The sequence below is a fragment of the Citrobacter sp. KH_055_1 genome (assembly GCF_057838705.1).
The window spans coordinates 3,797,262-3,821,679 of record NZ_CM174473.1; the positions used below are offsets into that span (position 1 = coordinate 3,797,262).

The window sequence follows — 24,418 nt, forward strand, 5'->3', positions numbered from 1 at the left end:
ACTATTGATAGTTCAGCGTCCAGGTCCCACTGGCGCTAAAAGGACCGTACTCAAGGGACTGATTTTTCAACGCTGTCGGCTGGGCCTCGACCCACGCCAGAAAATTCAGCGTCATCGATCCTTTGGTAATGTCTGTCACTGACGTACTCTCATCAAGCCGGATTGCCGCGCCGTCTTCTTCGCTCATCCCTATGCCGATCCCTGATGCGCCCCCCTGCTCGTGACTATCCAGTGCCAGATGATCGGGCAGTTCCGCATCTTCAGTGCCGCCGAAGGTCACGGAGATCCCACGAAAGACATCAGGATCGCAATCACGGAGCTGAATACTGAATTTTTCCGGCTTACCGCGCCCGGCAAGATAAAGCTCCTGGGTCGCGATTTGCCCGAAATCGACCTCGATTTTGTCGCCACCCGGCGCAATACTACAGGCCAGCGCCCTGATGGTGCCGTGGAAGTGCATATCGCCGCCGACCAGTTTGGTGTCGGCCTGCACCGTACCGCCGATCAGCAGCGCGCTGAGCGTGATTAACGTCCTGAATATCATGGCATTACCTTACTGAAACTGCGCAACAACGGTGGCCGAAGCTTCAAACTCCCCCACCTTAACGCTACCCACGCCTGGCTTCGCTACCGGCGCGGCGGTGAGGTTCCAGTCGCCCTGATTCTGGTAAAAGCCCTTGACGTTATAGAACTGATTCGGCACCACAATGCTTCCACTCTCATCCTTCAGGACAATACCGAGGTCGTCGCGTTTTTCTCCGCTGCTGAGGGTGCCGAGGAAATGATCGTTAAACCCCGCCGTGCCTGAAGCCGTGGTGGTTTGTACGCCCAAATTGATGTTCAGCGCCCCTTGATCAAAACTGCCGCCTTCGCAGGACACATGAATCGGGATCGACTTGCTGAAATTGGAACCATTGAGCCGGGCGGCAGAACCGGGCAAATCGCCAAATTCGATACTGATTTTATCGCCCCGGTTAAAGGTGCATTTATCCGGCACGGTAATCAGCCCGGATTTAATCACCACGCGGGAAATCGCCGTTGTGGGTGTGGGTCCACCGCTTCCCATGCGCCCGGCGACCTCCAGCAACGACTGAGAAGTGATACTGATACCGTTAATAATGGGTTTGGTGACAATAAACGTCACTTTCCCTTTCGAACCACTTTCAACATTACTGGCGCGCACGTAGCCCTTTCGCTTTTTGCAGGTGTTGCTGTTGTTGCGGTTTGAAACATTGGTAAAGGGAGCCTGGACATATTTCTTATAGCCCCCGGCGACCCATACCTGAACATCGACATCCAGATACTCATTGAGTCGGAAACGGTTCGCCCCCTGACTTGAAGGTGGCATCGTGGTGGTGGTGGTGTAGTAAATAGGTTCTCGTGAGATATCGGCCTGCTGGCAATAAAAATTCACTACATACCAGCTCCCCAGATTCCATGGAAACGGCTCCGTTCGACCACCAACGTGGTTTTTGCTGACATCCAGCGAACTCAGTTCAATATCGTACTGATGCGGTGCCCCGCCCTCTGGTTCACCCTCTCCCTGGCTAAATGCGTGCGCCGTCAGCGGACAGCAAGCCAGCGCTGTCCAGAACAACGTTTTATGCCAAACGCTCATAGATACTCCAGCTTAAGTCTCACCAGACCGCGAAATTCACCAGCGCTGACCTCGCGCCCGATAGACTCCAGCGCGGCAAGAAAGTGAATAGCGTTATCTCCAGGTTTGAGGATCCACATGCGCTGCGGTTGGCTTAGATGGATCGGTTGCTGACGTTCGGTCATCAGCCGAATGCCTGCTCCTCGCACATTGCCATGGATCCGGGCCAGATCGCTGTTTCCCGGAGAACTGTCGGCCATCAGCGTCAGCGAGACGCCACGCTCCACCGTGCTGTGCGCCAGCTTAGGCATTTCGCTGGCCTGCCCGGGAAAATCCTGCAGGGCATGACCTGAGCCCTTTAAGCAGTCGTTCAGATACAGCGTGACCAACACCGAATCGCTACGATCGCCTCCCTGGTGAAACCGGCGGGCAGAAATATCGCCAAGGTTGATGGTTTGATCGCGCGATGCCATATCCAGCACGCACGGTGAGACATAAACACGACCGTGAAAGCGAACGTTGCCATACTCGCCGGACACATGGCTCATATCCTGACGGCCGCTTTTGGCCTGAACCATCCCGGCCACTCCCAGCATCAGCAGGGCGCAAAGCATTTTTTTCATTTACCGAGTCCTGTTACCGGGGCTGTTGCTCCATCGGCAATGCCTGACACACATTGCCTGTACAGCGGTATTTCAGTTCGGGATGGCCGCCAAAATCGTTCACGTACATCATGCTGAACTGGCTGACATCGCCCTCTTTCACGCTGAAATCGAGAGACGACTTAGGCGAGATCATTATTCCGGGGAAGTCAGTCAGCCTGCCGCCGCCCTGCGCTTCCGGCTTGCGGCTCAAGCCAATTAAGGTCACGAAGTAAGGCGTCGGGTTATTCACGGTCCAGCGGGCACCCTGCTTGTGGAACACCAGCTGGTTTTGCCATACCGCTCCGGGTGTTTCAGGCACAATTGCCGACGGACGGTAAAACAGTTTGATGCGTGACTGCATCGCCAGTTGCAGCACGTTTGGCTTATCTGGCTTAGGTGGAATCTCACGAACATTCAGATAGAACAGGCTTTCGCGATCCTGCGGCAATGCGTTAATGCCGCCGGTTTTTGTTACCCGGGCAATGCCCTTTTGCCCGCCATTAATGCGCTGCAACGGCGGCAAAACCATCAGCGGCGAGGTGATTTTTGTCCCGCTCGCGTCCTCCACCCATGACTGCGCGAGGAATGGAATGCTCGGGCTCGTATTGCTTAAGTTCGCACTAACAGAGCGCGCATCGCCGGTGATGATCAGCCGGGTACGGTCAAGCGCAATGCCCGCCCACGCGGAATGGATGTCCGCGGCAAACAGCAAACCGCAGGCGACCGGCTTCAGCCAGCGCTGCACGGAGTAAATAGCTTGGTTATTCATGGTTCGCTTCATTCAGGTAGTTAATATTATTCACAAGGCAACAGGACGTTACCTTCCGGGTTAGGTTGCAAAGGCACCGCCAGATAGCACTGCGCGCGCCCTCCCCAGGCAACGGAAAGGCGTTCGGCAGGTTTCACACCAGCAATCCAGGCCTCACCGTTTTCCATCACCATGGCGACACTCACGCCGTTGGCGTTAAACACCTCGGCGCCAAACGGTGGTACCGAGCCATCTTTCATACGCAGTTGGGCCATCATTTTTAGCCCCTGTGCGACGGCAAAGCGCTGATAGCCAATCGCTCCTTCGGTCAGGGTGTTGGTGACGATGGCTTTGGCTGCGGAAATATCCTCATCCATTGTGTCCACGTCGATACGGGTATCAAAGCTGTGGTAACTCACGACATCCGGTACCACGGCAATGCCAAAGCGGTTCGAGTGTGCCTGTTCGCCGTTCAGCGGCACGTTAGCGACGCCGTCGGTGTCAACCATTACGCGGGCGGTATTCATCGATGCCTGGCTATTGTGGAGCGCCGCGCCGTGACGGGTTGCAGTAAAACCACCACGCAAGGTGCCGCCCACGGAGAAGTAGCGTGACTGCTGCCAGCTGACATTAGATTCCAGCTCGGCCATCATGCTCCGGTGCTGGTAGTAGCCGTCAAAGGCGGTATGGCCTTCGCCGGAGAGTCCGGCGCGCAGGCGCCACGGATTATTTCGGTCACGGTTATCGGAATACGAAACCATCTGGCTGGTTTGGTTGCCGTTGTTCTGCAGCTCATAGTCCATTGAGCGGCTATCGCTCCACGGAATAGACAGCGAGAGCGAGAGGCTGTCATCCCGTTTTCCCTGGTACTCGGAGCGATATGCGGCAAGGTTGGTGCTGATCCCCTGAATGCCTGCAAATGAAAAGCTATGACCCACCGACAGCCCATAGCGATCCTGCGAACGGCGATCCCAGTAGTTCTGGTGGGTATAGGTCAGATACAGCGTCGTGGAGAGGCGCGGATCGTCTGCAAAGAAGGTCTTATTACCGGTGATGGTGTACATCTCTTTCTCGTTCCCGGCGCTGTTATTATTTTTATATTGCTCATCGAGAAACTGCGAGAAAGAACGGAAGCTACGCTGTGAAAAACGATAACCGGCAAAAGTGATGGCGCTGTTGTATTCATCGAAGGTTTTGGCATAGCTCAGCTTAAAGGACATGCCTTTTTGTTCGTCCTGATGCTTCACCCGGCTGACGGATTGCGTCGCATCAGCCGACAACGCACCCAGCCAGCTCAGATCCCGCCCGATGCCCATCGACCAAGCGTTGTAGCGTTCACCTGTTAGCAGTGCCCCGCCGTACAGGGACCAGGCATTACTCACTCCCCATGAAAAATCACCGCTGTAAAATGCCGGCCCCTGGACATCATGGTTATAGAGTGAAGGCTTACCGACGGCGGTGTTGTAGCGAACATAGCCCGGACGTGTCAGGTAAGGAATATCAGCGGTATTGACCTGAAAAGTTTGCACGCTGCCATCTTGCTCTTCTACCCGCACATCCAGCGTGCCGCGTACCGAAGCATGCAGATCCTGAATATTAAACGGCCCCGCAGGAACGGTCGTTTGGTAGATCACGCGCTTCTGCTGGCTGACGGTCACTTTGGCGTTACTGCGGGCAATGCCGTGAACTTCAGGCGCGTAGCCTTGCAAATTTGGCGGTAGCATACGCTCGTCGCTGGCGAGGTTAACCCCGGTAAAGCGAACAGAATCAAAGACCTGAGAATTCAGATAGATTTCACCCACCGTCAGCTTCGCAGCCTGCATGGGCAATGGACGATAGGCGTAGATCTGATCCCAGTTAATCTGCCCGTGCTGATTATCAGAAGAGTAATCGGCCTGATACTGCCCGCGAAAACGCCAGCCACCAAGGTTGAACCCCGTTTGCCCATAGCCCGACAGCGAGCGGTAATGACCTCCGCCTTGTTCGTAGTGGGTGGCCTGACCCGACACGCTGTAATCAAAAATCAGCCCCGCGACGCCATTATCCCAACGTTCCGGCGGCGTCCAGTCAGGATCGGTATATTTCATCCATGCCTGCGGCACGGTAATGTCCAGAAGTCCGGCACTGTTATTCAACACCACGCCCGGCAGGCGGGATATGTCATGACAGGTCGCGGTAATCGGATGAATATGCGCCAATGCGTCTTCTTTGAGCGCAAGTAATTCGAGCTGTAGTGGTGACAGGCACGCCAGAGATTTATGTTTATTGTCAGGATCGGTGATATAGCGAATCGACTGCTGTGGGATCTCCTGCCCGTTAATACGAACATCCAGCAAATATTCCCCGGGGGTGACAAAGTTGCCTTCAGAAAAGCGCTGCAAATCTACGTTTTGCCTGTCGCTGGCATCCAGGACGTCGGTATTAAATTCAATAGCCTCATCCGCCTCAGCCCATGAAGCGCTGCAGACCAGAGCAATAATAAGCGCCAGACGTTTTTTATCTGTTTTCAGCGTAATCATTTTCGTTCGCAAACCTTCAGATACCCAAATTGCCGGAGCAGCTCAGAGATAATTCACAACAAAATGCGTAACCGCAGTAAATTCGCCGGATGTCATTCGTCCGTCGCGGGAGATTAAATAAGCTGTAAAATTGAGCGTATTTTTTCCAGGGTTTAGGACATAATCCGGAGAAGGCTCCCCCAGATGAATTTGCTGTCCGGTGCTATCAAATATTTCTATCGCTAAATCTTCAGTCGTCGACTGCACGCTCAGATAATCAGGGTTGTCGCGATCGGGCATGCCGGAAAAAGTGATATTTGCGCGCTGAAACACATTCTCTGAATGTCGAGAATCCCCTAATGAACATCCCAGCAAATGAATACTGAAACCATGCGCAGAGACTTTTTCTGGTCTCCCGGATATATCCCGAGCGGAGATATCATTAAATTCAACCAACAACGAACGATCGCGCGGTTCGACATAGCAAGCAGCCTCAATAATATGTCCCCGCATGCGCATTTTTCCGGGCGTGCTGGCGACAGGCGCAGTGCCAGCCATGACCCACGCAGGCGAGATAAAGATAAAAAGCAGTAACGTTCGCCATCCAGGCATAACCGCATTTCCTTTCATTTATTCGCGGGAAGGCGTAAGCAGGCGCATTAATGCGCCTGCTGCAGACCATTACTGGTAGTCAATCTGGAAATTAACGGTAGATTCAAAATCACCCGGTGTGACCGCTGCGGAGGCATTATTTGCCTGCAGGTAAGCCACAAAATCGATGTCACTTTCACCATCGGTAATATTAACCTGAGAGGCAGCTTCACCCCATTTTACATCCTGGTTGCCGCTATCAATCATACCGATGCCCGCACCCTGTGCAGTACCTGAAGTAAATGCAGCCAGCGCGCTATTGTCCTGGTCAATTGTTGCTGGGGTATATGTTACGGTTGCGGTTTTGGCGACAGTGGTATCACAGCCCTGCAGAACGATTTTGGCGTGTTTAACACCAGCACGCTGGTTGTCTTTTAACTGAGACGTTGGGATTTCACCAAAGTTTACCTGTACCGGGCTGGATTCCGGTGCCAGGCCACATGCTGAATTCACCAGTGAACCGGTGAAATGAATTTTACCGTTGGTCGGCTCTACACTTTTTGCAGCGAAAGCAGAAGAGGCAGTAAAAGTCATTCCTGCCATCAGTGCACAGACGACGGCCACATTTTTCATTTTCATATTACTTCTAAACCTTATTTCTGTTCTGGTTATTTTGACGTGCTATTTCCACAGGCTACTTTTCCTGGGAAATATGGGTCTTCAGGTGGTAGACGCGCATTACCTTGCAAACATTCCTTCTCGAACCACCCTTGATTTTGAACGTTACTGGCATTTCATCCGAAATACCCTCCGCAGCCGTTCACGCTGTTTCGGGGCTTATATTAAATCGGCAATAAAATGAGACAACGAAAAATCGTGCTTTCAATCAAACTCAGGGAATCATGTTGCCTCCCCGCTATCACACCGATCTATCGCGCAAAAACCGCCTAAAATCGCAAGAAAACCAGTGTTAATACCTATCATTTATATCTTTTATAGTGTTTTTATCTATTGGATATTTTTTTATTTAGCTTAAAAAGGAGGAGCAATGTATTTATGAAAGTTTTGTAAAAATGCCAATGGATATCAAAAACGAGGAATGACAATAAGATAGGAGAAATGGGAAAGGATAATAGCGCACGTTCAGATAAACATTGAAATATTGTTATAAAAACATTAATAAAACGTTCAATAACACAGTCATTTTTCATAAATAAATTATGTTATGCTATTGCTTCAACCACTCGACTGTGAGATTCCATGCTTTGTTGCATCAAAGGAGATATCCGTGATTTCTCATATACCAATAAATAAGATTAAATCCGTAATTATTGGTGATGGATTAGTATTTAAACCACATAAAAATACGCTAAAAGATATCTCATCTGGTGAGATAGCCACATTGAATAATGTAGCAGTACAATTACTGATGTATTTGTTGCAAAATGGTAAAGATATCTCCACGCGCGACGAGATTCTACTCAATGTATTCCAGCATAATGGCGCTAGAGCGACAGATGCTAATCTCAATCAGCACATTTCATTTCTGCGCAAAGCAATAACGTCGACGGGGCACCCGGCAGAATACATCGTAACGATTCCGCGTACGGGATTTCGAATGGGTGACGTCAATATCAATATTCAGCAGCAAGAAGAAAAAAAGCCCCTCACCAGTACCGCTTCTTTTACATCGGTACGAAAGACAAAAAAACAAAACCGATGGCCTATAGCAATCACCGCATTAATTACCGGCATCGCCGTACTGGCAACAGCCTGGTTAACGTGGATACCAAATGAAATTGCCATGACCGATGCCTCTATTTTGCGTACCATCGATTACGAGCAATGCCGGGTACATATATTAGGGAATGCCCTCACAGACACCATTACTGAAAAGAAGGCGCTGGATATTTTTAAATCCGTCGGCATTAACCCGAACTGTTCAACCCCAAAAGAGCTGTATCTCAATACCTGGTCGAGCAACCATAATCTGGTTGACTGGTCGTTTGCGGCAGAATGCGGACTCAACCTCGGCTACTACCATTGCATCAGCCAGTATCGCCATCATGAGGAATAATATGAAACAGGAAAGCGATCGCTCTCCATTATTGTGGTCCGTCATGATTGCCATTTGCGGACTGGCGGCTATCGCTTTTCTCGTCGTCGCCGGAGATGCTAAGAAAAAGGAAATCAGTTTTTCCTGTTCCTCGGAATTCACGTCGATACTCGACATTCATAATACAAAAAAGGAGCTCAATGGGATCCTGCTGATAACCAGCTACAATTCCGGGCATCTCTCATTGTCCGTACAAGGGAAATTAAAAAGTGATGAAGGCGAGTTCAGCGTTAACCGCAAACTGTTCTTCCGTTACGCACGGCCGCTCGGCCATACCGCGGGGGTCTTCATGCTAACGCCCGAGGGACGTGAGAAATCGCCTGATGATAACGCAACGGATGCTGTGGATTATCTCTTCTTCGATGCCTACGAACGTACTGACAAACTGTATATGTTGAAGCACCTGAATAAAGAGACGGTTCTGATTGGCGATAATTTTTCACCCCGCTTTGCCTGCGTAATGAATCGCTTCTCCAGTTAAGCACACTGCGCTATTCATCAGGTTAAGGATGACCTGATGTGCTGCCGGGATCGACAGGACAGGGAGATTGATAGCCAGCCAGGGGGGGATGGGTATTTTGGGCGGATTAAAACGACGAAAGCCTGAATCATTGCTGATTCAGGCTTTCTGAATAGTGGCGGAATGGACGGGACTCGAACCCGCGACCCCCTGCGTGACAGGCAGGTATTCTAACCAACTGAACTACCACTCCGCGTTGTGTTCCGCTTGGGAACGAAGCGAATATTACGGATTGCCTCGCCCCTCGTCAACGCTTTTTCTCACGTTTTTAATCGTTTGCTGCAAAAATCACCCGAATAGCCATTTCTGCACGGTAAACGCGCAAACTATGCCCGCCAGAGGCAACTTCCGCCCTTCTTCTGAACCAGGTCAAGGCGCGACTCATGGGCCGCTAACTCTTCATCAGTGGCGAAAACAACACGTAACTTGCCGGACTGACGCATAATCCGTTGGATCCCGGTATCATTCTGCTGCTGGCTGTCACCTTCCATGGAAAATGCCATCGTGGTCTGCCCACCGGTCATCATCAGATAAACGTCGGCCAGAATCTGAGCATCGAGCAATGCGCCGTGCAAGGTACGCTTGCTGTTGTCTATCTCATAACGCGAGCATAGTGCATCAAGGCTGTTACGCTTGCCAGGAAACATCTTCCTCGCCAGCGCCAGGCTATCGGTCACTTTACAGAAGGTGTTCGTTTTCGGGATATCGCGATGGAGCTTTGCAAACTCATAATCCATAAAGCCGATATCAAACGATGCGTTATGGATGACCAGCTCCGCACCGCGGATGTAGTCAAGAAACTCATCGGCAACATCAGCAAAAGTGGGCTTATCGAGCAGGAATTCATCCGCGATGCCGTGTACGCCAAACGCTTCCGGGTCCACCAGCCGATCGGGCTTCAGGTAAACGTGAAAGTTATTGCCGGTCAGGCGTCGGTTCACCACTTCAACCGCACCGATCTCAATAATCTTGTGGCCTTCGTAGTGGGCACCGATCTGGTTCATACCGGTGGTTTCGGTATCGAGGACGATCTGCCGTGTAATTCCAGTGCTCATAGCGGTCATTTATGTCAGACTTATCGTTTATATCGATCTCTAAAACAGGAAGTCTACCAGAGATGCTTAAACAGGTAGAAATTTTCACCGACGGTTCTTGCCTGGGAAATCCAGGGCCCGGCGGCTACGGGGCAATTTTACGCTTTCGCGGGCGAGAAAAAACCTTTAGCGAAGGATACAACCTCACCACCAACAATCGCATGGAGCTAATGGCGGCTATCGTCGCGCTGGAAGCACTTAAAGAACAATGTGAAGTGGTGCTCAGTACCGATAGCCAGTATGTGCGCCAGGGTATCACCCAGTGGATCCACAACTGGAAAAAACGCGGCTGGAAAACCGCAGACAAAAAACCGGTCAAGAATGTCGATCTCTGGAAACGCCTGGATGCGGCGCTGGGTCAGCACCAAATCAAGTGGGAATGGGTCAAAGGCCACGCGGGCCACCCGGAAAACGAACGCTGCGACGAGCTTGCCCGCGCCGCGGCGATGAGTCCTACACAGGATGATGTTGGGTATCAACCCGAAGCTTAAGCGTCCGGTTTACGGTATTGCCGGGTTGCACCAACGGCCTGGCGGATACGCGCTTTGCTTTTGTTTTGTTTCATTGGGTTAAGCGTAAGCGGGATAGTTCGCTTGCGCGCGACCACCAGTTGCATACATCCCAACGCCGGAATATGCGCACTTAACATTTTTCCCCCGTGCTTCTTCCAGGGCAAAACGTGAAAACGGCTGACGTGCAGCACTTCGAAATTCAGCAACGAAAGCCAGTCCAGCTGGCGCATCAGCGTAAACATCCGGCTGTTGTAAGGTGATGTTTTACGTAATACCGGTACCAGCTTGCGCAGGCCCATCAGGCTGACCGGATTGAATCCGCTCAGTATTAACCAGCCGTCATCGATAAGCACACGATCGGCCTCGCGCAGTAAGCGATGCGGATCGAAACACCACGGCAGCGTATGCGCCAATAGGCAGACATCAACAGATTTATCGGCAAAGGGAAGATGCAGAGGATCCGCCAGCACCTGCATCGGCGAGCCTTGCGAAGAAACATTGACTTGATGAGAAACCGCGCACGCTTCGGAATTGATTTCTGCGCTTAAATTACCAATCTTAAGCAGATGAAAACCGTACATTTTTGCAAACCACGGGTTAAGCTGATACTCCAGCGCCTCACGATAGTGTTCGCCCCAGGGTAAATCATCCCAGCTCACGGGCGCTACGACAGTTTGAGGGAGCCTTGCCGGTTTCATCACAACCTTCCGTTTCGCATTGAGAGGTAATTTATGAATCTTAACAGTATTCCCGCCTTTGATGACAATTACATCTGGGTCCTGACCAATAATGAGAATCATTGCCTGATTGTCGATCCTGGCGAGGCGGCTCCGGTGCTACAAGCCATTGCTGAGCACAACTGGGTGCCAGAGGCTATTTTACTTACCCACCACCATCATGATCACGTTGGCGGCGTGAAAGAACTTGTGCAGCGCTTTCCACAAATAGTGGTCTATGGACCTGCTGAAACACAAGATAAGGGAACCACACGTGTAGTCGAAGAGGGTGATATCGCACTCGTTTTAGGGCATGAATTTAGCGTATTTGCCACGCCGGGTCACACTTTAGGACATATCTGTTACTTCAGCCACCCTTATCTGTTTTGCGGCGACACGCTGTTTTCCGGCGGCTGCGGCCGGCTTTTTGAAGGCACAGCATTACAAATGTATCAATCACTTAAAAAAATAAGTGCCCTTCCGGATGATACGTTAATTTGTTGCGCACATGAGTACACTTTAGCAAATATGAAGTTTGCCTTAAGCATTCTCCCGCACGATCCGTCTATAAATGATTATTATCGTAAAGTTAATGAGTTACGCGTAAAAAACCAAATGACACTACCCGTAATTCTGAAAAATGAGCGCAGAAATAATATTTTTTTAAGAACGGAAGATATTGATTTAATTAATGAAATCAACAAAGAAACAATATTGCAACAACCTGAAGCGCGTTTTGCGTGGTTAAGGTCAAAGAAAGATACGTTCTGACAATTCCGGGTTGCCTTTTGAAAACTTCGCCGTTATGATCGGTCGTCTTTTAAGCAACTATTGACACACACATGAAGGCAAAAGCGATATTACTCGCCTCTGTCCTGCTTGTTGGGTGCCAGAATACTGGTAACGTCCAACAACACGCACAGAGCCTTTCTGCAGCTGGTCAAGGGGAAGCAGGAAAGTTTACAAGCCAGGCGCGCTGGATGGACGATGGGACATCTATCGCCGCCGATCAGGATTTGTGGGCTTTCATTGGTGACGAGCTAAAGATGGGAATTCCGGAAAACAACCGGATTCGCGAACAGAAACAGAAGTATTTACGCAATAAGAGCTATCTCCACGATGTAACGTTACGGGCAGAGCCGTATATGTACTGGATAGCCGGGCAAGTTAAGAAACGTAACATGCCGATGGAGCTGGTACTCCTACCCATAGTGGAGAGCGCTTTTGATCCTCACGCAACGTCTGGCGCCAATGCCGCAGGCATTTGGCAGATCATTCCGAGCACGGGGCGCAATTATGGTTTAAAGCAGACCCGCAATTATGATGCACGTCGCGACATTGTGGCTTCCACCACTGCCGCGTTGGACATGATGCAGCGTCTGAACAAGATGTTTGATGGCGACTGGCTGCTGACCGTTGCTGCTTATAATAGCGGTGAAGGTCGCGTGATGAAGGCAATGAAAGCGAACAAATCTCGTGGCAAGCCCACCGATTTTTGGTCACTCCCTCTGCCTCAGGAAACGAAGCAGTATGTGCCCAAAATGCTGGCATTGAGTGATATTCTCAAGAACAGCAAGCGTTATGGCGTGCGTCTGCCAACCACAGACGAAAGCCGCGCGTTGGCACGTGTTCGCTTGAACAGTCCGGTTGAGATGGCTCAGGTTGCCGATATGGCGGGTATTTCCGTCAGCAAGCTGAAGACCTTCAATGCTGGCGTGAAAGGCTCCACGTTGGGTGTCAGCGGCCCGCAATATGTGATGGTGCCAAAGAAGCACGCGGAGAAACTGCGTGAGTCCCTGGCGTCAGGCGAAATTGCAGCCGTACAGTCAACGCTGGTCGCGGATAACACGCCGCTGAACAGCCGTAGCTACAAGGTTCGCTCTGGCGATACGCTTTCCGGCATCGCTTCACGTCTTGGCGTGAATACGAATGAGCTAAAGCAGTGGAATAATCTGCGTAGTTCGACTCTGAAAGTGGGCCAAAGCTTGACCGTAGGTGCAGGCACCAGCGCGCAGCGACTGGCTAAAAACAGCGATAGCATTACCTATCGTGTACGTAAGGGCGATTCGCTTTCGAGCATTGCTAAACGTCACGGGGTCAACATCAAGGATGTGATGCGCTGGAATAACGATACCGACAATCTGCAGCCGGGCGATCAGCTGACGTTGTTTGTGAAAAACAACGGTATGCCGGACTCCTGATAGCAGTATAAACATTAAGGCACTGGTTTCCCCCCAGTGCCTTTTTTATTTATGCCGCTTTATGCGCCTCAACCATAATCGTGTCACTGGTGAACGACCCGTCCTGCTGTAACGCGAAGTAGGCCTGCACTTCGGCAGACGCACTCTGCTGGTATAAACGAACCGCGTCAATCAACACCTGCGGGGTACGCATCCGCGCGACCCATGAGCTAAACGCCAGCGGCAGGCGGTCCGTCAACACCGTATCGGCAATCAGATTGGCATCATTCATCAATGACAGCCACTCACCGCTGGAATAGTTGCGCACATGTGAGGTATCGCGTAACGCTTCAACGGTTTGCAGCCAGATGTCCCGCACCGGGTGCCCAGGTGACATGACATCCATCACAATCACCACACCGCCAGGTTTCAATACACGATTCACTTCTCGCAGCGCGCGTCCGACATCATGCCAGTGATGCGCAGAATAGCGGCTAATCACCACATCAAAAGAGCCATCCTCAAACGGCAGGCTTTCGGCATATCCTTGCCGGGTAGCGATATTGTCTAATCCCTTCTCTTTTGCCGCCTGCGCGACCACGTCGAGCATCTGCGCCGATAAATCATACGCCACGACCTGTTTTACCTGATGTGCCGCCGCAAAGCTGGCGTGTCCCGCACCACATCCCATGTCGAGAACGCTGGCCTGTGGAAATGCCGACAGCCTTTCCGCCAGCCGTTGTAAATCACGGCCAGAGGCGTGTACCGTGCTGGTTAAATAGGCATTCGCTTGCGAGCCAAACTGCTTTTCGACGTTGTCATGATGAGAGCGTGTAGTCATTGTGTTGTCCTTCGGTTGTGGTGAAAGATAAAGGACAGCACCCTAACAGGCCTGCCCCACGGCAGACCTGACACACCTTTATTGTTCAGGCTTGCCGGGACTAAATTCAACGAGTAGTGGATTGTGATCGGATGCGCGCGTCACCAGCACAGAGGCTTCACTGACGTTCAAACCACGATAGAACACAAAATCGAGCGGGCGACCAAACGCACGTCGGCGCTGATCGTCGGTAAAGCGCACCTGGCGTAGCGACATTTCACGGGCGAAACGGTACAACGCATTCATCCGTCGACGGCTCCAGGCGTTGAAATCACCGGCCATAATCACCGGGCCGCTGTGATGAGCAATCTGATCGCCAATGGGAAGTAACTGCTTACTATAGACATCCACCCCGAGGCTGAAGTTAACCGCGTGGATGTTCACCACCATCAATAAACGTGAGTCTGGCAGGGGATATACCGTCACCAGCGCCGACTTTGCCAGCCGTAAAATAGGCTCACGTTCGCGTAGAGGGCAGCAGTAAACAGGATGTGCCGCCGACAGCGTCATGACGCCAGAGGGGTGCTGAGGCAGCACAAAGGCGGGAACCTGATCGGCAGCAAGATAGTTAGCGGTCGCAAACTGCACCAGTTCCGGCGTGGTTTGGGCTTCCTGCAATAACACCAGATGCGCGTCTTTGCCAAAGTTCTTCAGCACCGACAACCATTCTGCCCGCTGCTGTTTAAAAATATTCCACACCAGCACGCGAATACGGTCTTCACTGCTTAAGGGAACGCCGGCGGGTAATGCCTGACCAATATGCGCAAACGACCGTGGCGGTAAGATCCGCTCAACGGGTTGTCCGGCAACATAGCGCATAGCATAGGTGTTTTTTCGCACTGTAGACTTTCAAACCTCTGTAACGTCAACCAGTCCGCAGCCGGACTGGTTCTTCAGTTATAGGGACTTTAAGGCTTACTTTCAACGAGCAATTGCAGTTTGTTTTGTAAGTGGGTACTTACATCAATGAGTTATCCCAGCGTGATCCGCGCAGGTTTATCAAGACGACCGCTGATGCCCATCAGTAAGAAAGCAGCCAGTACGATAAGCGCGCCAATCCACGGCGTCTGCGCTAAGCCATAATGCTCTACCGTTTGCCCGCCAATCACCGAACCCAGTGCAATACCGACGTTAAACGCCGCAATGTTCAGTCCGGAGGCGACATCAACTGCATTGGGGGTAAATTGTTCCGCTTTCTGCACAACATAAACCTGTAATCCCGGTACGTTACCGAAGGCAAAGATCCCCATCACCAATATCGTTACCAGCGCCGCGTACTGCGTGGATGCCGTTAACTGGAATAGCATCAGCAGAACAAACAGTGCAGCAAAAATGAACTTCAATGCAGGGACTGCACCATGTTTATCCGCCAGTTTACCGCCCCAGATATTACCGATAGCCACAGAGACGCCGTATCCCAATAAGATCCAACTTACCGCTGTCGGGGAGAATCCGGCCAGATCCTGCATCATCGGTGCAAGGAAGGTAAACGCCGTAAAGACGCCACCATAGCCCAGCGCCGTAACCGCATAAATCAACAGCAGACGAGGATGGGTTAAGACTTTCACCTGATCGCGGATGCTGGCGGCAGCCCGACCTGGAATATTCGCCGGGATCAGCAACTGGCTGCTAATTAGCGCAATGACGCCCAGCATTGAGACTGCGAGGAAGGTTTCACGCCAACCAAAATGCTGACCGATAAATGTGCCCAGCGGGACGCCCGTCACCAGGGCCACCGTTAAACCGCCAAACATAATGGCGATGGCCGAAGCCGCTTTCTCTTTAGGCACCAGACTTGTTGCAATGGTTGAACCAATCGAGAAGAACACGCCGTGTGCAAGACCGGTCAACAGACGGGCGACAATTAAGGTCATATAGCCCGGAGCCTGCCAAGCCAGCAAATTACCGGCAGTAAACAGCACCATCAGCGCAACCAGCAGCTGTTTACGCGGCAGGCTCCCTGTCAGAGCGGTCAGCACTGGTGCGCCAATCGCCACCCCCAGCGCATAAATTGAAACCAGCATCCCCGCAGAAGGCAAAGAGATGGCCAGTTGTTCAGCAATAGTCGGTACCAGGCCGACAATCACAAATTCGGTCGTGCCAATGGCGAAGGCACTTATAGTCAGTGCGAATAAAGCGAGTGGCATAAATAAACTCCATATCATCAGTAATCAGATGACATGCAGTATGCCGGGATGCTTTAATAACAAAAATATTCAAAATCTCAATATAATTTTGCTTCAGGTGCAAAAATGAAAGCAACCTCAGAAGAACTGGCGATTTTTGTGGCTGTCGTGGAAAGCGGTAGCTTTAGCCGCGCCGCAGAGCAGTTGGGACAGGCCAATTCTGCCGTCAGTCGGGCCGTAAAAAAACTGGAGATGAAACTGGGCGTCAGCTTGCTCAATCGGACCACCCGACAGCTAAGCCTGACTGAGGAAGGTGAACGTTACTTCAGGCGCGTACAGCTAATCTTGCAGGAAATGGCCGCCGCAGAGACGGAAATTATGGAGTCTCGCAATACGCCGCGTGGCTTGCTGCGCATTGACGCCGCAACGCCGGTTATGCTGCATTTCCTGATTCCGCTCATCAAGCCCTTCCGCGAACGCTATCCTGAGATGACGCTGTCGCTGGTCTCTTCAGAGACGTTCATCAATCTTATTGAACGAAAAGTGGATGTAGCTATACGTGCAGGCACGCTGACTGACTCGAGCCTACGCGCACGTCCATTGTTTACCAGCTATCGTAAGATTATTGCTTCGCCTGACTATATTGCGAAATTTGGTGTTCCAGAGAGCGTCGAAGCGCTTAAGCAGCACCTGTGTCTCGGTTTTTCTGAACCGGTTTCACTCAATACCTGGCCGATTGCCTGCAGCGATGGGCAGCTTCATGAGGCTGAATGCGGACTATCTTCTAACAGCGGCGAAACGCTAAAACAACTTTGTCTGAGCGGAAACGGTATTGCCTGTCTTTCAGATTATATGATTGATAAGGAGATCGCACGAGGTGAACTGGTCGAATTGTTGGCGGATAAACGCCTGCCAGTAGAGATGCCGTTCAGCGCTGTTTACTACAGCGATCGGGCAGTAAGCACTCGCATTCGGGCATTTATCGACTTTTTGAGTGAACATATAAGAACAGCTCCCGCAGGAGCTGTGAAAGAGGGTTAAAGGGCACAGAGGGTCGCTGGGTCAGGTCATTAGTCCCACTCGGGTGCCAGACCTTCCGGGCTAACCAGACGATCGTTGCAGTCCAGCGCCGCGATCGCCGCGTTGTCTTCAGCATCCAGACGCAGATCCAGCGCCAGCAGGTTACTGGCCAGGTTTTCTCGCTTGGTCGAAGAAGGGATCACCGAGTATCCCTCACCCATCGCCCATGCCAGAATCGCCTGAGCCGGTGTCGCATTATGTTTCGCGGCAATACCGGCAATGACTTCATCTTTCAGTGCCTTACCGTATGCCAGCGTCATGTAAGACGTGATGTGGATACCGTGCGCTTTGGCCCAGTCAACCACCTGACGGCTTTGCAGATACGGGGACAGCTCAATCTGGTTGGTCGCGATGTTCTCTACGCCCACTGCAGCAATGGCTCTTTTCATTAGCGGAATGGTAAAGTTAGAGATACCAATTTCGCGAGTCAGGCCCTGTGCTTTAGCTTCCAGTAATGCATGCATAAATTCTTCAACAGAAACCGCATCGTTTGGTGAAGGCCAATGGATCAGCGTCAGATCAACGTAATTGGTACGCAGTTTCTTCAAACTCTCTTTCAGGCTCGGGATCAGTTTTTCTTCGCTGAGATTCTCAATCCAAATCTTGGTGGTGATATACAGCTCACTGCGCGGCACACCACTTTCAGCAATCGCCTGACCAACCGCGGCTTCGTTATCATAGATTTGTGCGGTGTCGACGGCCCGATAGCCCAGTTCCAGAGCCGTTTTAACAGAAGCGATAACGACGTCGTCTTTCAGGCGAAAAGTACCTAAACCGAATGCAGGGATAGTCATAAATGTCCTCTTTTTAATCACAGTCTTCGTTAGTCGGAGGAGTATGGCCTTCTAACGTGTAGATAAAAAGAGCGTATAACGCAGAGGATTTTTGCAGATTTAGCAATAATTGAATGACAGCAAAAGAAAAAGCCCTGAGCGTTAACTCAGGGCTTTCAATAAGTGGCGGAACGGACGGGACTCGAACCCGCGACCCCCTGCGTGACAGGCAGGTATTCTAACCAACTGAACTACCGCTCCACCGAATTTCTTTGTCACTACCCGGATTTTTCATCCCGGTTTACTGCAATTTGATGCCTGGCAGTTCCCTACTCTCGCATGGGGAGACCCCACACTACCATCGGCGCTACGGCGTTTCACTTCTGAGTTCGGCATGGGGTCAGGTGGGACCACCGCGCTACAGCCGCCAGGCAAATTCTGTTATCAGACCGCTTTTGCGTTCTGATTTTATCTGTATCAAGCTGAATTTGATGTCTTTCTTTCGCCAAAACATCTTTGGCGTTGTAAGGTTAAGCCTCACGGTTCATTAGTATCGGTTAGCTCAATGTATCGCTACACTTACACACCCGACCTATCAACGTCGTAGTCTTCAACGTTCCTTCAGGACTCTCAAGGAGTCAGGGAGAACTCATCTCGGGGCAAGTTTCGTGCTTAGATGCTTTCAGCACTTATCTCTTCCGCATTTAGCTACCGGGCAATGCCATTGGCATGACAACCCGAACACCAGTGATGCGTCCACTCCGGTCCTCTCGTACTAGGAGCAGCCCCCCTCAATTCTCCAGCGCCCACGGCAGATAGGGACCGAACTGTCTCACGACGTTCTAAACCCAGCTCGCGTACCACTTTAAATGGCGAACAGCCATACCCTTGGGACCTACTTCAGCCCCAGGATGTGATGAGCCGACATCGAGGTGCCAAACACCGCCGTCGATATGAACTCTTGGGCGGTATCAGCCTGTTATCCCCGGAGTACCTTTTATCCGTTGAGCGATGGCCCTTCCATTCAGAACCACCGGATCACTAAGACCTGCTTTCGCACCTGCTCGAGCCGTCACTCTCGCAGTCAAGCTAGCTTATGCCTTTGCACTAACCTCCTGATGTCCGACCAGGATTAGCTAACCTTCGTGCTCCTCCGTTACTCTTTAGGAGGAGACCGCCCCAGTCAAACTACCCACCAGACACTGTCCGCAACCCGGATTACGGGTCTACGTTAGAACACCAGCCATTAAAGGGTGGTATTTCAAGGTTGGCTCCATGCAGACTGGCGTCCACACTTCAAAGCCTCCCACCTATCCTACACATCAAGGACCAGTGTTCAGTGTCAAGCTATAGTAAAGGTTCACGGGGTCTTTCCGTCTTGCCGCGGGTACACTGCATCTTCACAGCGAGTTCAATTTCACTGAGTCTCGGGTGGAGACAGCCTGGCCATCATTACGCCATTCGTGCAGGTCGGAACTTACCCGACAAGGAATTTCGCTACCTTAGGACCGTTATAGTTACGGCCGCCGTTTACCGGGGCTTCGATCAAGAGCTTCTCCTTACGGATAACCCCATCAATTAACCTTCCGGCACCGGGCAGGCGTCACACCGTATACGTCCACTTTCGTGTTTGCACAGTGCTGTGTTTTTAATAAACAGTTGCAGCCAGCTGGTATCTTCGACTGATTTCAGCTCCACGAGCAAGTCGCTTCACCTACCATCAGCGTGCCTTCTCCCGAAGTTACGGCACCATTTTGCCTAGTTCCTTCACCCGAGTTCTCTCAAGCGCCTTGGTATTCTCTACCTGACCACCTGTGTCGGTTTGGGGTACGATTTCGTGTTACCTGATGCTTAGAGGCTTTTCCTGGAAGCAGGGCATTTGTTACTTCAGCACCGTAGTGCCTCGTCATCACACCTCAGCGTTATACAGAAGTCCGGATTTACCTAAACTTCCCGCCTACATGCTTAAACCGGGACAACCGTCGCCCGGCTAACATAGCCTTCTCCGTCCCCCCTTCGCAGTAACACCAAGTACAGGAATATTAACCTGTTTCCCATCGACTACGCCTTTCGGCCTCGCCTTAGGGGTCGACTCACCCTGCCCCGATTAACGTTGGACAGGAACCCTTGGTCTTCCGGCGTGCGGGTTTTTCACCCGCATTATCGTTACTTATGTCAGCATTCGCACTTCTGATACCTCCAGCACCCCTCACAGGACACCTTCAACGGCTTACAGAACGCTCCCCTACCCAACAACACATAGTGTCGCTGCCGCAGCTTCGGTGCACAGTTTAGCCCCGTTACATCTTCCGCGCAGGCCGACTCGACCAGTGAGCTATTACGCTTTCTTTAAATGATGGCTGCTTCTAAGCCAACATCCTGGCTGTCTGTGCCTTCCCACATCGTTTCCCACTTAACTGTGACTTTGGGACCTTAGCTGGCGGTCTGGGTTGTTTCCCTCTTCACGACGGACGTTAGCACCCGCCGTGTGTCTCCCGTGATAACATTCTTCGGTATTCGTAGTTTGCATCGGGTTGGTAAGTCGGGATGACCCCCTAGCCGAAACAGTGCTCTACCCCCGAAGATGAATTCACGAGGCGCTACCTAAATAGCTTTCGGGGAGAACCAGCTATCTCCCGGTTTGATTGGCCTTTCACCCCCAGCCACAAGTCATCCGCTAATTTTTCAACATTAGTCGGTTCGGTCCTCCAGTTAGTGTTACCCAACCTTCAACCTGCCCATGGCTAGATCACCGGGTTTCGGGTCTATACCCTGCAACTTAACGCCCAGTTAAGACTCGGTTTCCCTTCGGCTCCCCTATACGGTTAACCTTGCTACAGAATATAAGTCGCTGACCCATTATACAAAAGGTACGCAGTCACCCTGATAAATCAAGGCTCCCACTGCTTGTACGTACACGGTTTCAGGTTCTTTTTCACTCCCCTCGCCGGGGTTCTTTTCGCCTTTCCCTCACGGTACTGGTTCACTATCGGTCAGTCAGGAGTATTTAGCCTTGGAGGATGGTCCCCCCATATTCAGACAGGATACCACGTGTCCCGCCCTACTCTTCGAGTTCACAACACATGCGATTTTGTGTACGGGACTATCACCCTGTACCGTCGGACTTTCCAGACCGTTCCACTACCACACATGCTGATTCAGACTCTGGGCTGCTCCCCGTTCGCTCGCCGCTACTGGGGGAATCTCGGTTGATTTCTTTTCCTCGGGGTACTTAGATGTTTCAGTTCCCCCGGTTCGCTTCGTTAAGCTATGTATTCACTTAACGATAGTGTGTCGAAACACACTGGGTTTCCCCATTCGGAAATCGCCGGCTATAACGGTTCATATCACCTTACCGACGCTTATCGCAGATTAGCACGTCCTTCATCGCCTCTGACTGCCAGGGCATCCACCGTGTACGCTTAGTCGCTTAACCTCACAACCCGAAGATGTTTCGTAAAACACATCGTGTTGCGAAAATTTGAGAGACTCGAACACACCATTTATCTGTTCTTATTACGGAGAACAGACACAGTGTGTCGTTTCAATTTTCAGCTTGATCCAGATTTTTAAAGAGCAAATATCTCAAACGTAACTCACTGAGTTAGTTTTGAGATATCGATAGGTTGTGCCTTTCACTCACGACCAGCAAGTGGCGTCCCCTAGGGGATTCGAACCCCTGTTGCCGCCGTGAAAGGGCGGAGTCCTAACCGCTAGACGAAGGGGACACGGAGTGTCACGACTTCGCAGCCGTCTTGCTTCTTTACTTTTCATCAGACAATCTGTGTGAGCACTACAAAGAACGTTTCTTTAAGGTAAGGAGGTGATCCAACCGCAGGTTCCCCTACGGTTACCTTGTTACGACTTCACCCCAGTCATGAATCACAAAGTGGTAAGCGCCCTCCCGAAGGTTAAGCTACCTACTTCTTTTGCAACCCACTCCCATGGTGTGACGGGCGGTGTGTACAAGGCCCGGGAACGTATTCACCGTAGCATTCTGATCTACGATTACTAGCGATTCCGACTTCATGGAGTCGAGTTGCAGACTCCAATCCGGACTACGACATACTTTATGAGGTCCGCTTGCTCTCGCGAGGTCGCTTCTCTTTGTATATGCCATTGTAGCACGTGTGTAGCCCTACTCGTAAGGGCCATGATGACTTGACGTCATCCCCACCTTCCTCCAGTTTATCACTGGCAGTCTCCTTTGAGTTCCCGGCCGAACCGCTGGCAACAAAGGATAAGGGTTGCGCTCGTTGCGGGACTTAACCCAACATTTCACAACACGAGCTGACGACAGCCATGCAGCACCTGTCTCAGAGTTCCCGAAGGCACCAAAGCATCTCTGCTAAGTTCTCTGGATGTCAAGAGTAGGTAAGGTTCTTCGCGTTGCATCGAATTAAACCACATGCTCCACCGCTTGTGCGGGCCCCCGTCAATTCATTTGAGTTTTAACCTTGCGGCCGTACTCCCCAGGCGGTCGACTTAACGCGTTAGCTCCGGAAGCCACTCCTCAAGGGAACAACCTCCAAGTCGACATCGTTTACGGCGTGGACTACCAGGGTATCTAATCCTGTTTGCTCCCCACGCTTTCGCACCTGAGCGTCAGTCTTTGTCCAGGGGGCCGCCTTCGCCACCGGTATTCCTCCAGATCTCTACGCATTTCACCGCTACACCTGGAATTCTACCCCCCTCTACAAGACTCTAGCCTGCCAGTTTCGGATGCAGTTCCCAGGTTGAGCCCGGGGATTTCACATCCGACTTGACAGACCGCCTGCGTGCGCTTTACGCCCAGTAATTCCGATTAACGCTTGCACCCTCCGTATTACCGCGGCTGCTGGCACGGAGTTAGCCGGTGCTTCTTCTGCGAGTAACGTCAATGAATGCGGTTATTAACCACATCCCCTTCCTCCTCGCTGAAAGTACTTTACAACCCGAAGGCCTTCTTCATACACGCGGCATGGCTGCATCAGGCTTGCGCCCATTGTGCAATATTCCCCACTGCTGCCTCCCGTAGGAGTCTGGACCGTGTCTCAGTTCCAGTGTGGCTGGTCATCCTCTCAGACCAGCTAGGGATCGTCGCCTAGGTGAGCCGTTACCCCACCTACTAGCTAATCCCATCTGGGCACATCCGATGGCAAGAGGCCCGAAGGTCCCCCTCTTTGGTCTTGCGACGTTATGCGGTATTAGCTACCGTTTCCAGTAGTTATCCCCCTCCATCGGGCAGTTTCCCAGACATTACTCACCCGTCCGCCACTCGTCACCCAAGGAGCAAGCTCCTCTGTGCTACCGTTCGACTTGCATGTGTTAGGCCTGCCGCCAGCGTTCAATCTGAGCCATGATCAAACTCTTCAATTTAAGTTTGATGCTCGTGAATTAAACTTCGTAATGAATTACGTATGTTCACTCAGAGACTTGGTATTCATTTTTCGTCTTACGACGTTAAGAATCCGTATCTTCGAGTGCCCACACAGATTGTCTGATAAATTGTTAAAGAGCAGTGCAACACGGCTTTCGCTCACTGTTGCGAGGTGGCGTATACTACGCTTTCCTCTTTCAGAGTCAACCGTTTATTTTCAGGTTTTTCTCTTCAACCGAACCGGCTGTTTGTGTGAAGTGATTCACATCCGCCGTGTCGATGGAGGCGCATTATAGGGAGTCGACTCAGGAAGACAAGCGGAAAAATGCATTTTTGTTTCAACCGCTCACCTTTTATCCATAACGCTTACTTTTGCTGCTTTTTTATCGCCAATGGCAGGTCAGCCAGGCTATTTATCACTAAATCAGCCGCATTTTCTGCTTCTGGCGTGACAGGCTTACCCGTGCGCACCAATACTTTGGTCCCAACGTTAGCAGCGGCTGCTGCCTGCATATCTTCTATTTTGTCGCCCACCATATAGGAAGCCGCCATATCTATGTGCAGGAACTCTTGCGCAGAGAGAAGCATTCCTGGATGCGGTTTACGACAGTCGCAAACCTGGCGGTACTCTTCTACCGTTCCCTGCGGGTGGTGAGGACAATAGTAGATGCCATCCAGATCAACATCACGATCGGCCAGCGACCAGTCCATCCACTCCGTCAGCGTTTCAAACTGCGCTTCAGTAAATTTACCGCGGGCAATACCCGACTGGTTAGTCACGACGATAAGTGCATAGCCCATCTGTTTAAGTTCACGCATGGCATCAATAACGCCGTCGATAAACTCGAACTCGTCGATCTCATGTACGTAACCGTGGTCCACATTAATGGTACCGTCACGGTCGAGAAAAATTGCAGGTACAGACTTTGCCACCTTTTATAGCTCCTGAATAAGGCATGTTGCTCTAGTATCGCATGTTTCGGC

19 protein-coding genes, 3 tRNA genes, 3 rRNA genes and 1 pseudogene are annotated in these 24,418 nt (G+C 51.4%); 6 read left to right on the plus strand and 20 right to left on the minus strand.

What is annotated here, in order from left to right:
• Position 1 precedes the first annotated feature (1 nt).
• The 7 genes from AC3ITF_RS17910 to AC3ITF_RS17940 form a co-directional block, all read right to left on the minus strand.
• Entirely contained in the window at positions 2–544 is a 543-nt protein-coding gene (locus AC3ITF_RS17910; protein WP_135912546.1) for a fimbrial protein, read from the minus strand.
• A 9-nt stretch (positions 545–553) separates the two neighbouring features.
• On the minus strand, positions 554–1,618 hold the full coding sequence (locus AC3ITF_RS17915; RefSeq protein WP_117341998.1) for a fimbrial protein: 1,065 nt from the start codon (positions 1,616–1,618) through the stop codon (positions 554–556).
• Positions 1,615–2,220, minus strand: coding sequence for a fimbrial protein (locus AC3ITF_RS17920; RefSeq protein ID WP_117341997.1), 606 nt, complete (start codon positions 2,218–2,220; stop codon positions 1,615–1,617). The genes AC3ITF_RS17915 and AC3ITF_RS17920 overlap by 4 nt, the downstream gene beginning before the upstream one ends.
• Before the next feature lie 13 nt (positions 2,221–2,233).
• The gene (locus AC3ITF_RS17925; protein WP_153879462.1) at positions 2,234–3,010 is read right to left on the minus strand and encodes a fimbrial biogenesis chaperone; all 777 of its coding nucleotides are present in this window, start codon (positions 3,008–3,010) and stop codon (positions 2,234–2,236) included.
• Between the two features lie 26 nt (positions 3,011–3,036).
• The gene (locus AC3ITF_RS17930) at positions 3,037–5,508 is read right to left on the minus strand and encodes a fimbria/pilus outer membrane usher protein (protein WP_174360526.1); all 2,472 of its coding nucleotides are present in this window, start codon (positions 5,506–5,508) and stop codon (positions 3,037–3,039) included.
• A 42-nt stretch (positions 5,509–5,550) separates the two neighbouring features.
• Positions 5,551–6,099 (minus strand): fimbrial protein, encoded by a 549-nt coding sequence (locus AC3ITF_RS17935; RefSeq protein WP_489175902.1) that lies wholly within the window; start codon positions 6,097–6,099, stop codon positions 5,551–5,553.
• Positions 6,100–6,168: 69 nt separating this feature from the next.
• Complete coding sequence (locus AC3ITF_RS17940) at positions 6,169–6,717, minus strand: fimbrial protein (protein ID WP_117341993.1); 549 nt, start codon at positions 6,715–6,717, stop codon at positions 6,169–6,171.
• Between the two features lie 649 nt (positions 6,718–7,366).
• On the opposite strand from AC3ITF_RS17940, the gene AC3ITF_RS17945 reads away from it, so the two are divergent.
• Both AC3ITF_RS17945 and AC3ITF_RS17950 read left to right on the plus strand, forming a co-directional pair.
• Positions 7,367–8,155 carry a winged helix-turn-helix domain-containing protein gene (locus tag AC3ITF_RS17945; protein WP_117341992.1) on the plus strand — a complete coding sequence of 263 codons (789 nt, stop codon included), beginning with the start codon at positions 7,367–7,369 and terminating at the stop codon, positions 8,153–8,155.
• Position 8,156: 1 nt separating this feature from the next.
• The gene (locus AC3ITF_RS17950; protein WP_117341991.1) at positions 8,157–8,675 is read left to right on the plus strand and encodes a FidL-like protein; all 519 of its coding nucleotides are present in this window, start codon (positions 8,157–8,159) and stop codon (positions 8,673–8,675) included.
• Between the two features lie 155 nt (positions 8,676–8,830).
• On the opposite strand, the gene AC3ITF_RS17955 is transcribed toward AC3ITF_RS17950, so the two are convergent.
• Positions 8,831–8,907, minus strand: a tRNA-Asp gene (locus tag AC3ITF_RS17955).
• Between the two features lie 133 nt (positions 8,908–9,040).
• A complete protein-coding gene (gene dnaQ / locus AC3ITF_RS17960) occupies positions 9,041–9,769 on the minus strand; it encodes a DNA polymerase III subunit epsilon (protein ID WP_181883346.1) in 729 nt (242 codons plus the stop codon).
• Between dnaQ and rnhA the strand changes: the two are divergent.
• Positions 9,723–10,299: pseudogene (rnhA, locus tag AC3ITF_RS17965) on the plus strand (ribonuclease HI). The gene dnaQ and the pseudogene rnhA overlap by 47 nt on opposite strands.
• On the opposite strand, the gene AC3ITF_RS17970 reads toward rnhA, so the two are convergent.
• A complete protein-coding gene (locus AC3ITF_RS17970; RefSeq protein ID WP_135912552.1) occupies positions 10,296–11,018 on the minus strand; it encodes a class I SAM-dependent methyltransferase in 723 nt (240 codons plus the stop codon). The pseudogene rnhA and the gene AC3ITF_RS17970 overlap by 4 nt on opposite strands.
• A 33-nt stretch (positions 11,019–11,051) precedes the next feature.
• Between AC3ITF_RS17970 and gloB the strand changes: the two genes are divergently transcribed.
• The gene (gene gloB / locus AC3ITF_RS17975) at positions 11,052–11,807 is read left to right on the plus strand and encodes a hydroxyacylglutathione hydrolase (protein WP_117341990.1); all 756 of its coding nucleotides are present in this window, start codon (positions 11,052–11,054) and stop codon (positions 11,805–11,807) included.
• Between the two features lie 71 nt (positions 11,808–11,878).
• Positions 11,879–13,237, plus strand: coding sequence for a murein transglycosylase D (gene mltD / locus AC3ITF_RS17980; protein ID WP_174360524.1), 1,359 nt, complete (start codon positions 11,879–11,881; stop codon positions 13,235–13,237).
• 49 nt (positions 13,238–13,286) lie between these two features.
• On the opposite strand, the gene AC3ITF_RS17985 is transcribed toward mltD, so the two are convergent.
• The 3 genes from AC3ITF_RS17985 to AC3ITF_RS17995 form a co-directional block, all read right to left on the minus strand.
• On the minus strand, positions 13,287–14,057 hold the full coding sequence (locus tag AC3ITF_RS17985) for a class I SAM-dependent methyltransferase (protein ID WP_115259369.1): 771 nt from the start codon (positions 14,055–14,057) through the stop codon (positions 13,287–13,289).
• A 78-nt stretch (positions 14,058–14,135) separates the two neighbouring features.
• The gene (locus AC3ITF_RS17990; RefSeq protein WP_115259371.1) at positions 14,136–14,936 is read right to left on the minus strand and encodes an endonuclease/exonuclease/phosphatase family protein; all 801 of its coding nucleotides are present in this window, start codon (positions 14,934–14,936) and stop codon (positions 14,136–14,138) included.
• A 131-nt stretch (positions 14,937–15,067) separates the two neighbouring features.
• On the minus strand, positions 15,068–16,243 hold the full coding sequence (locus AC3ITF_RS17995; RefSeq protein ID WP_137363201.1) for an MFS transporter: 1,176 nt from the start codon (positions 16,241–16,243) through the stop codon (positions 15,068–15,070).
• A gap of 105 nt (positions 16,244–16,348) precedes the next feature.
• Here AC3ITF_RS17995 and yafC point away from each other — a divergent pair, with 105 nt between their 5' ends.
• Positions 16,349–17,263 carry a DNA-binding transcriptional regulator YafC gene (gene yafC / locus AC3ITF_RS18000; RefSeq protein WP_096758211.1) on the plus strand — a complete coding sequence of 305 codons (915 nt, stop codon included), beginning with the start codon at positions 16,349–16,351 and terminating at the stop codon, positions 17,261–17,263.
• Between the two features lie 29 nt (positions 17,264–17,292).
• On the opposite strand, the gene dkgB is transcribed toward yafC, so the two are convergent.
• The 7 genes from dkgB to gmhB all read right to left on the minus strand — a co-directional run bounded on the left by dkgB (position 17,293) and on the right by gmhB (position 24,367).
• Positions 17,293–18,096 (minus strand): 2,5-didehydrogluconate reductase DkgB, encoded by an 804-nt coding sequence (gene dkgB, locus AC3ITF_RS18005; protein WP_489175903.1) that lies wholly within the window; start codon positions 18,094–18,096, stop codon positions 17,293–17,295.
• A gap of 163 nt (positions 18,097–18,259) precedes the next feature.
• A tRNA-Asp gene (locus AC3ITF_RS18010) sits at positions 18,260–18,336 on the minus strand.
• A 55-nt stretch (positions 18,337–18,391) separates the two neighbouring features.
• Positions 18,392–18,507: ribosomal RNA gene (gene rrf / locus AC3ITF_RS18015) — 5S ribosomal RNA — on the minus strand.
• Between the two features lie 94 nt (positions 18,508–18,601).
• Positions 18,602–21,511 (minus strand): 23S ribosomal RNA (locus AC3ITF_RS18020).
• A gap of 217 nt (positions 21,512–21,728) precedes the next feature.
• Positions 21,729–21,803, minus strand: a tRNA-Glu gene (locus AC3ITF_RS18025).
• An 88-nt stretch (positions 21,804–21,891) separates the two neighbouring features.
• A 16S ribosomal RNA gene (locus AC3ITF_RS18030) occupies positions 21,892–23,433 on the minus strand.
• Together the 16S, 23S and 5S rRNA genes with 2 tRNA genes alongside form the textbook arrangement of a ribosomal RNA operon.
• A 367-nt stretch (positions 23,434–23,800) precedes the next feature.
• Positions 23,801–24,367: a D-glycero-beta-D-manno-heptose 1,7-bisphosphate 7-phosphatase gene (gene gmhB / locus AC3ITF_RS18035; protein WP_115259377.1), complete on the minus strand. Its 567-nt coding sequence runs from the start codon at positions 24,365–24,367 to the stop codon at positions 23,801–23,803.
• Positions 24,368–24,418: the final 51 nt, after the last annotated feature.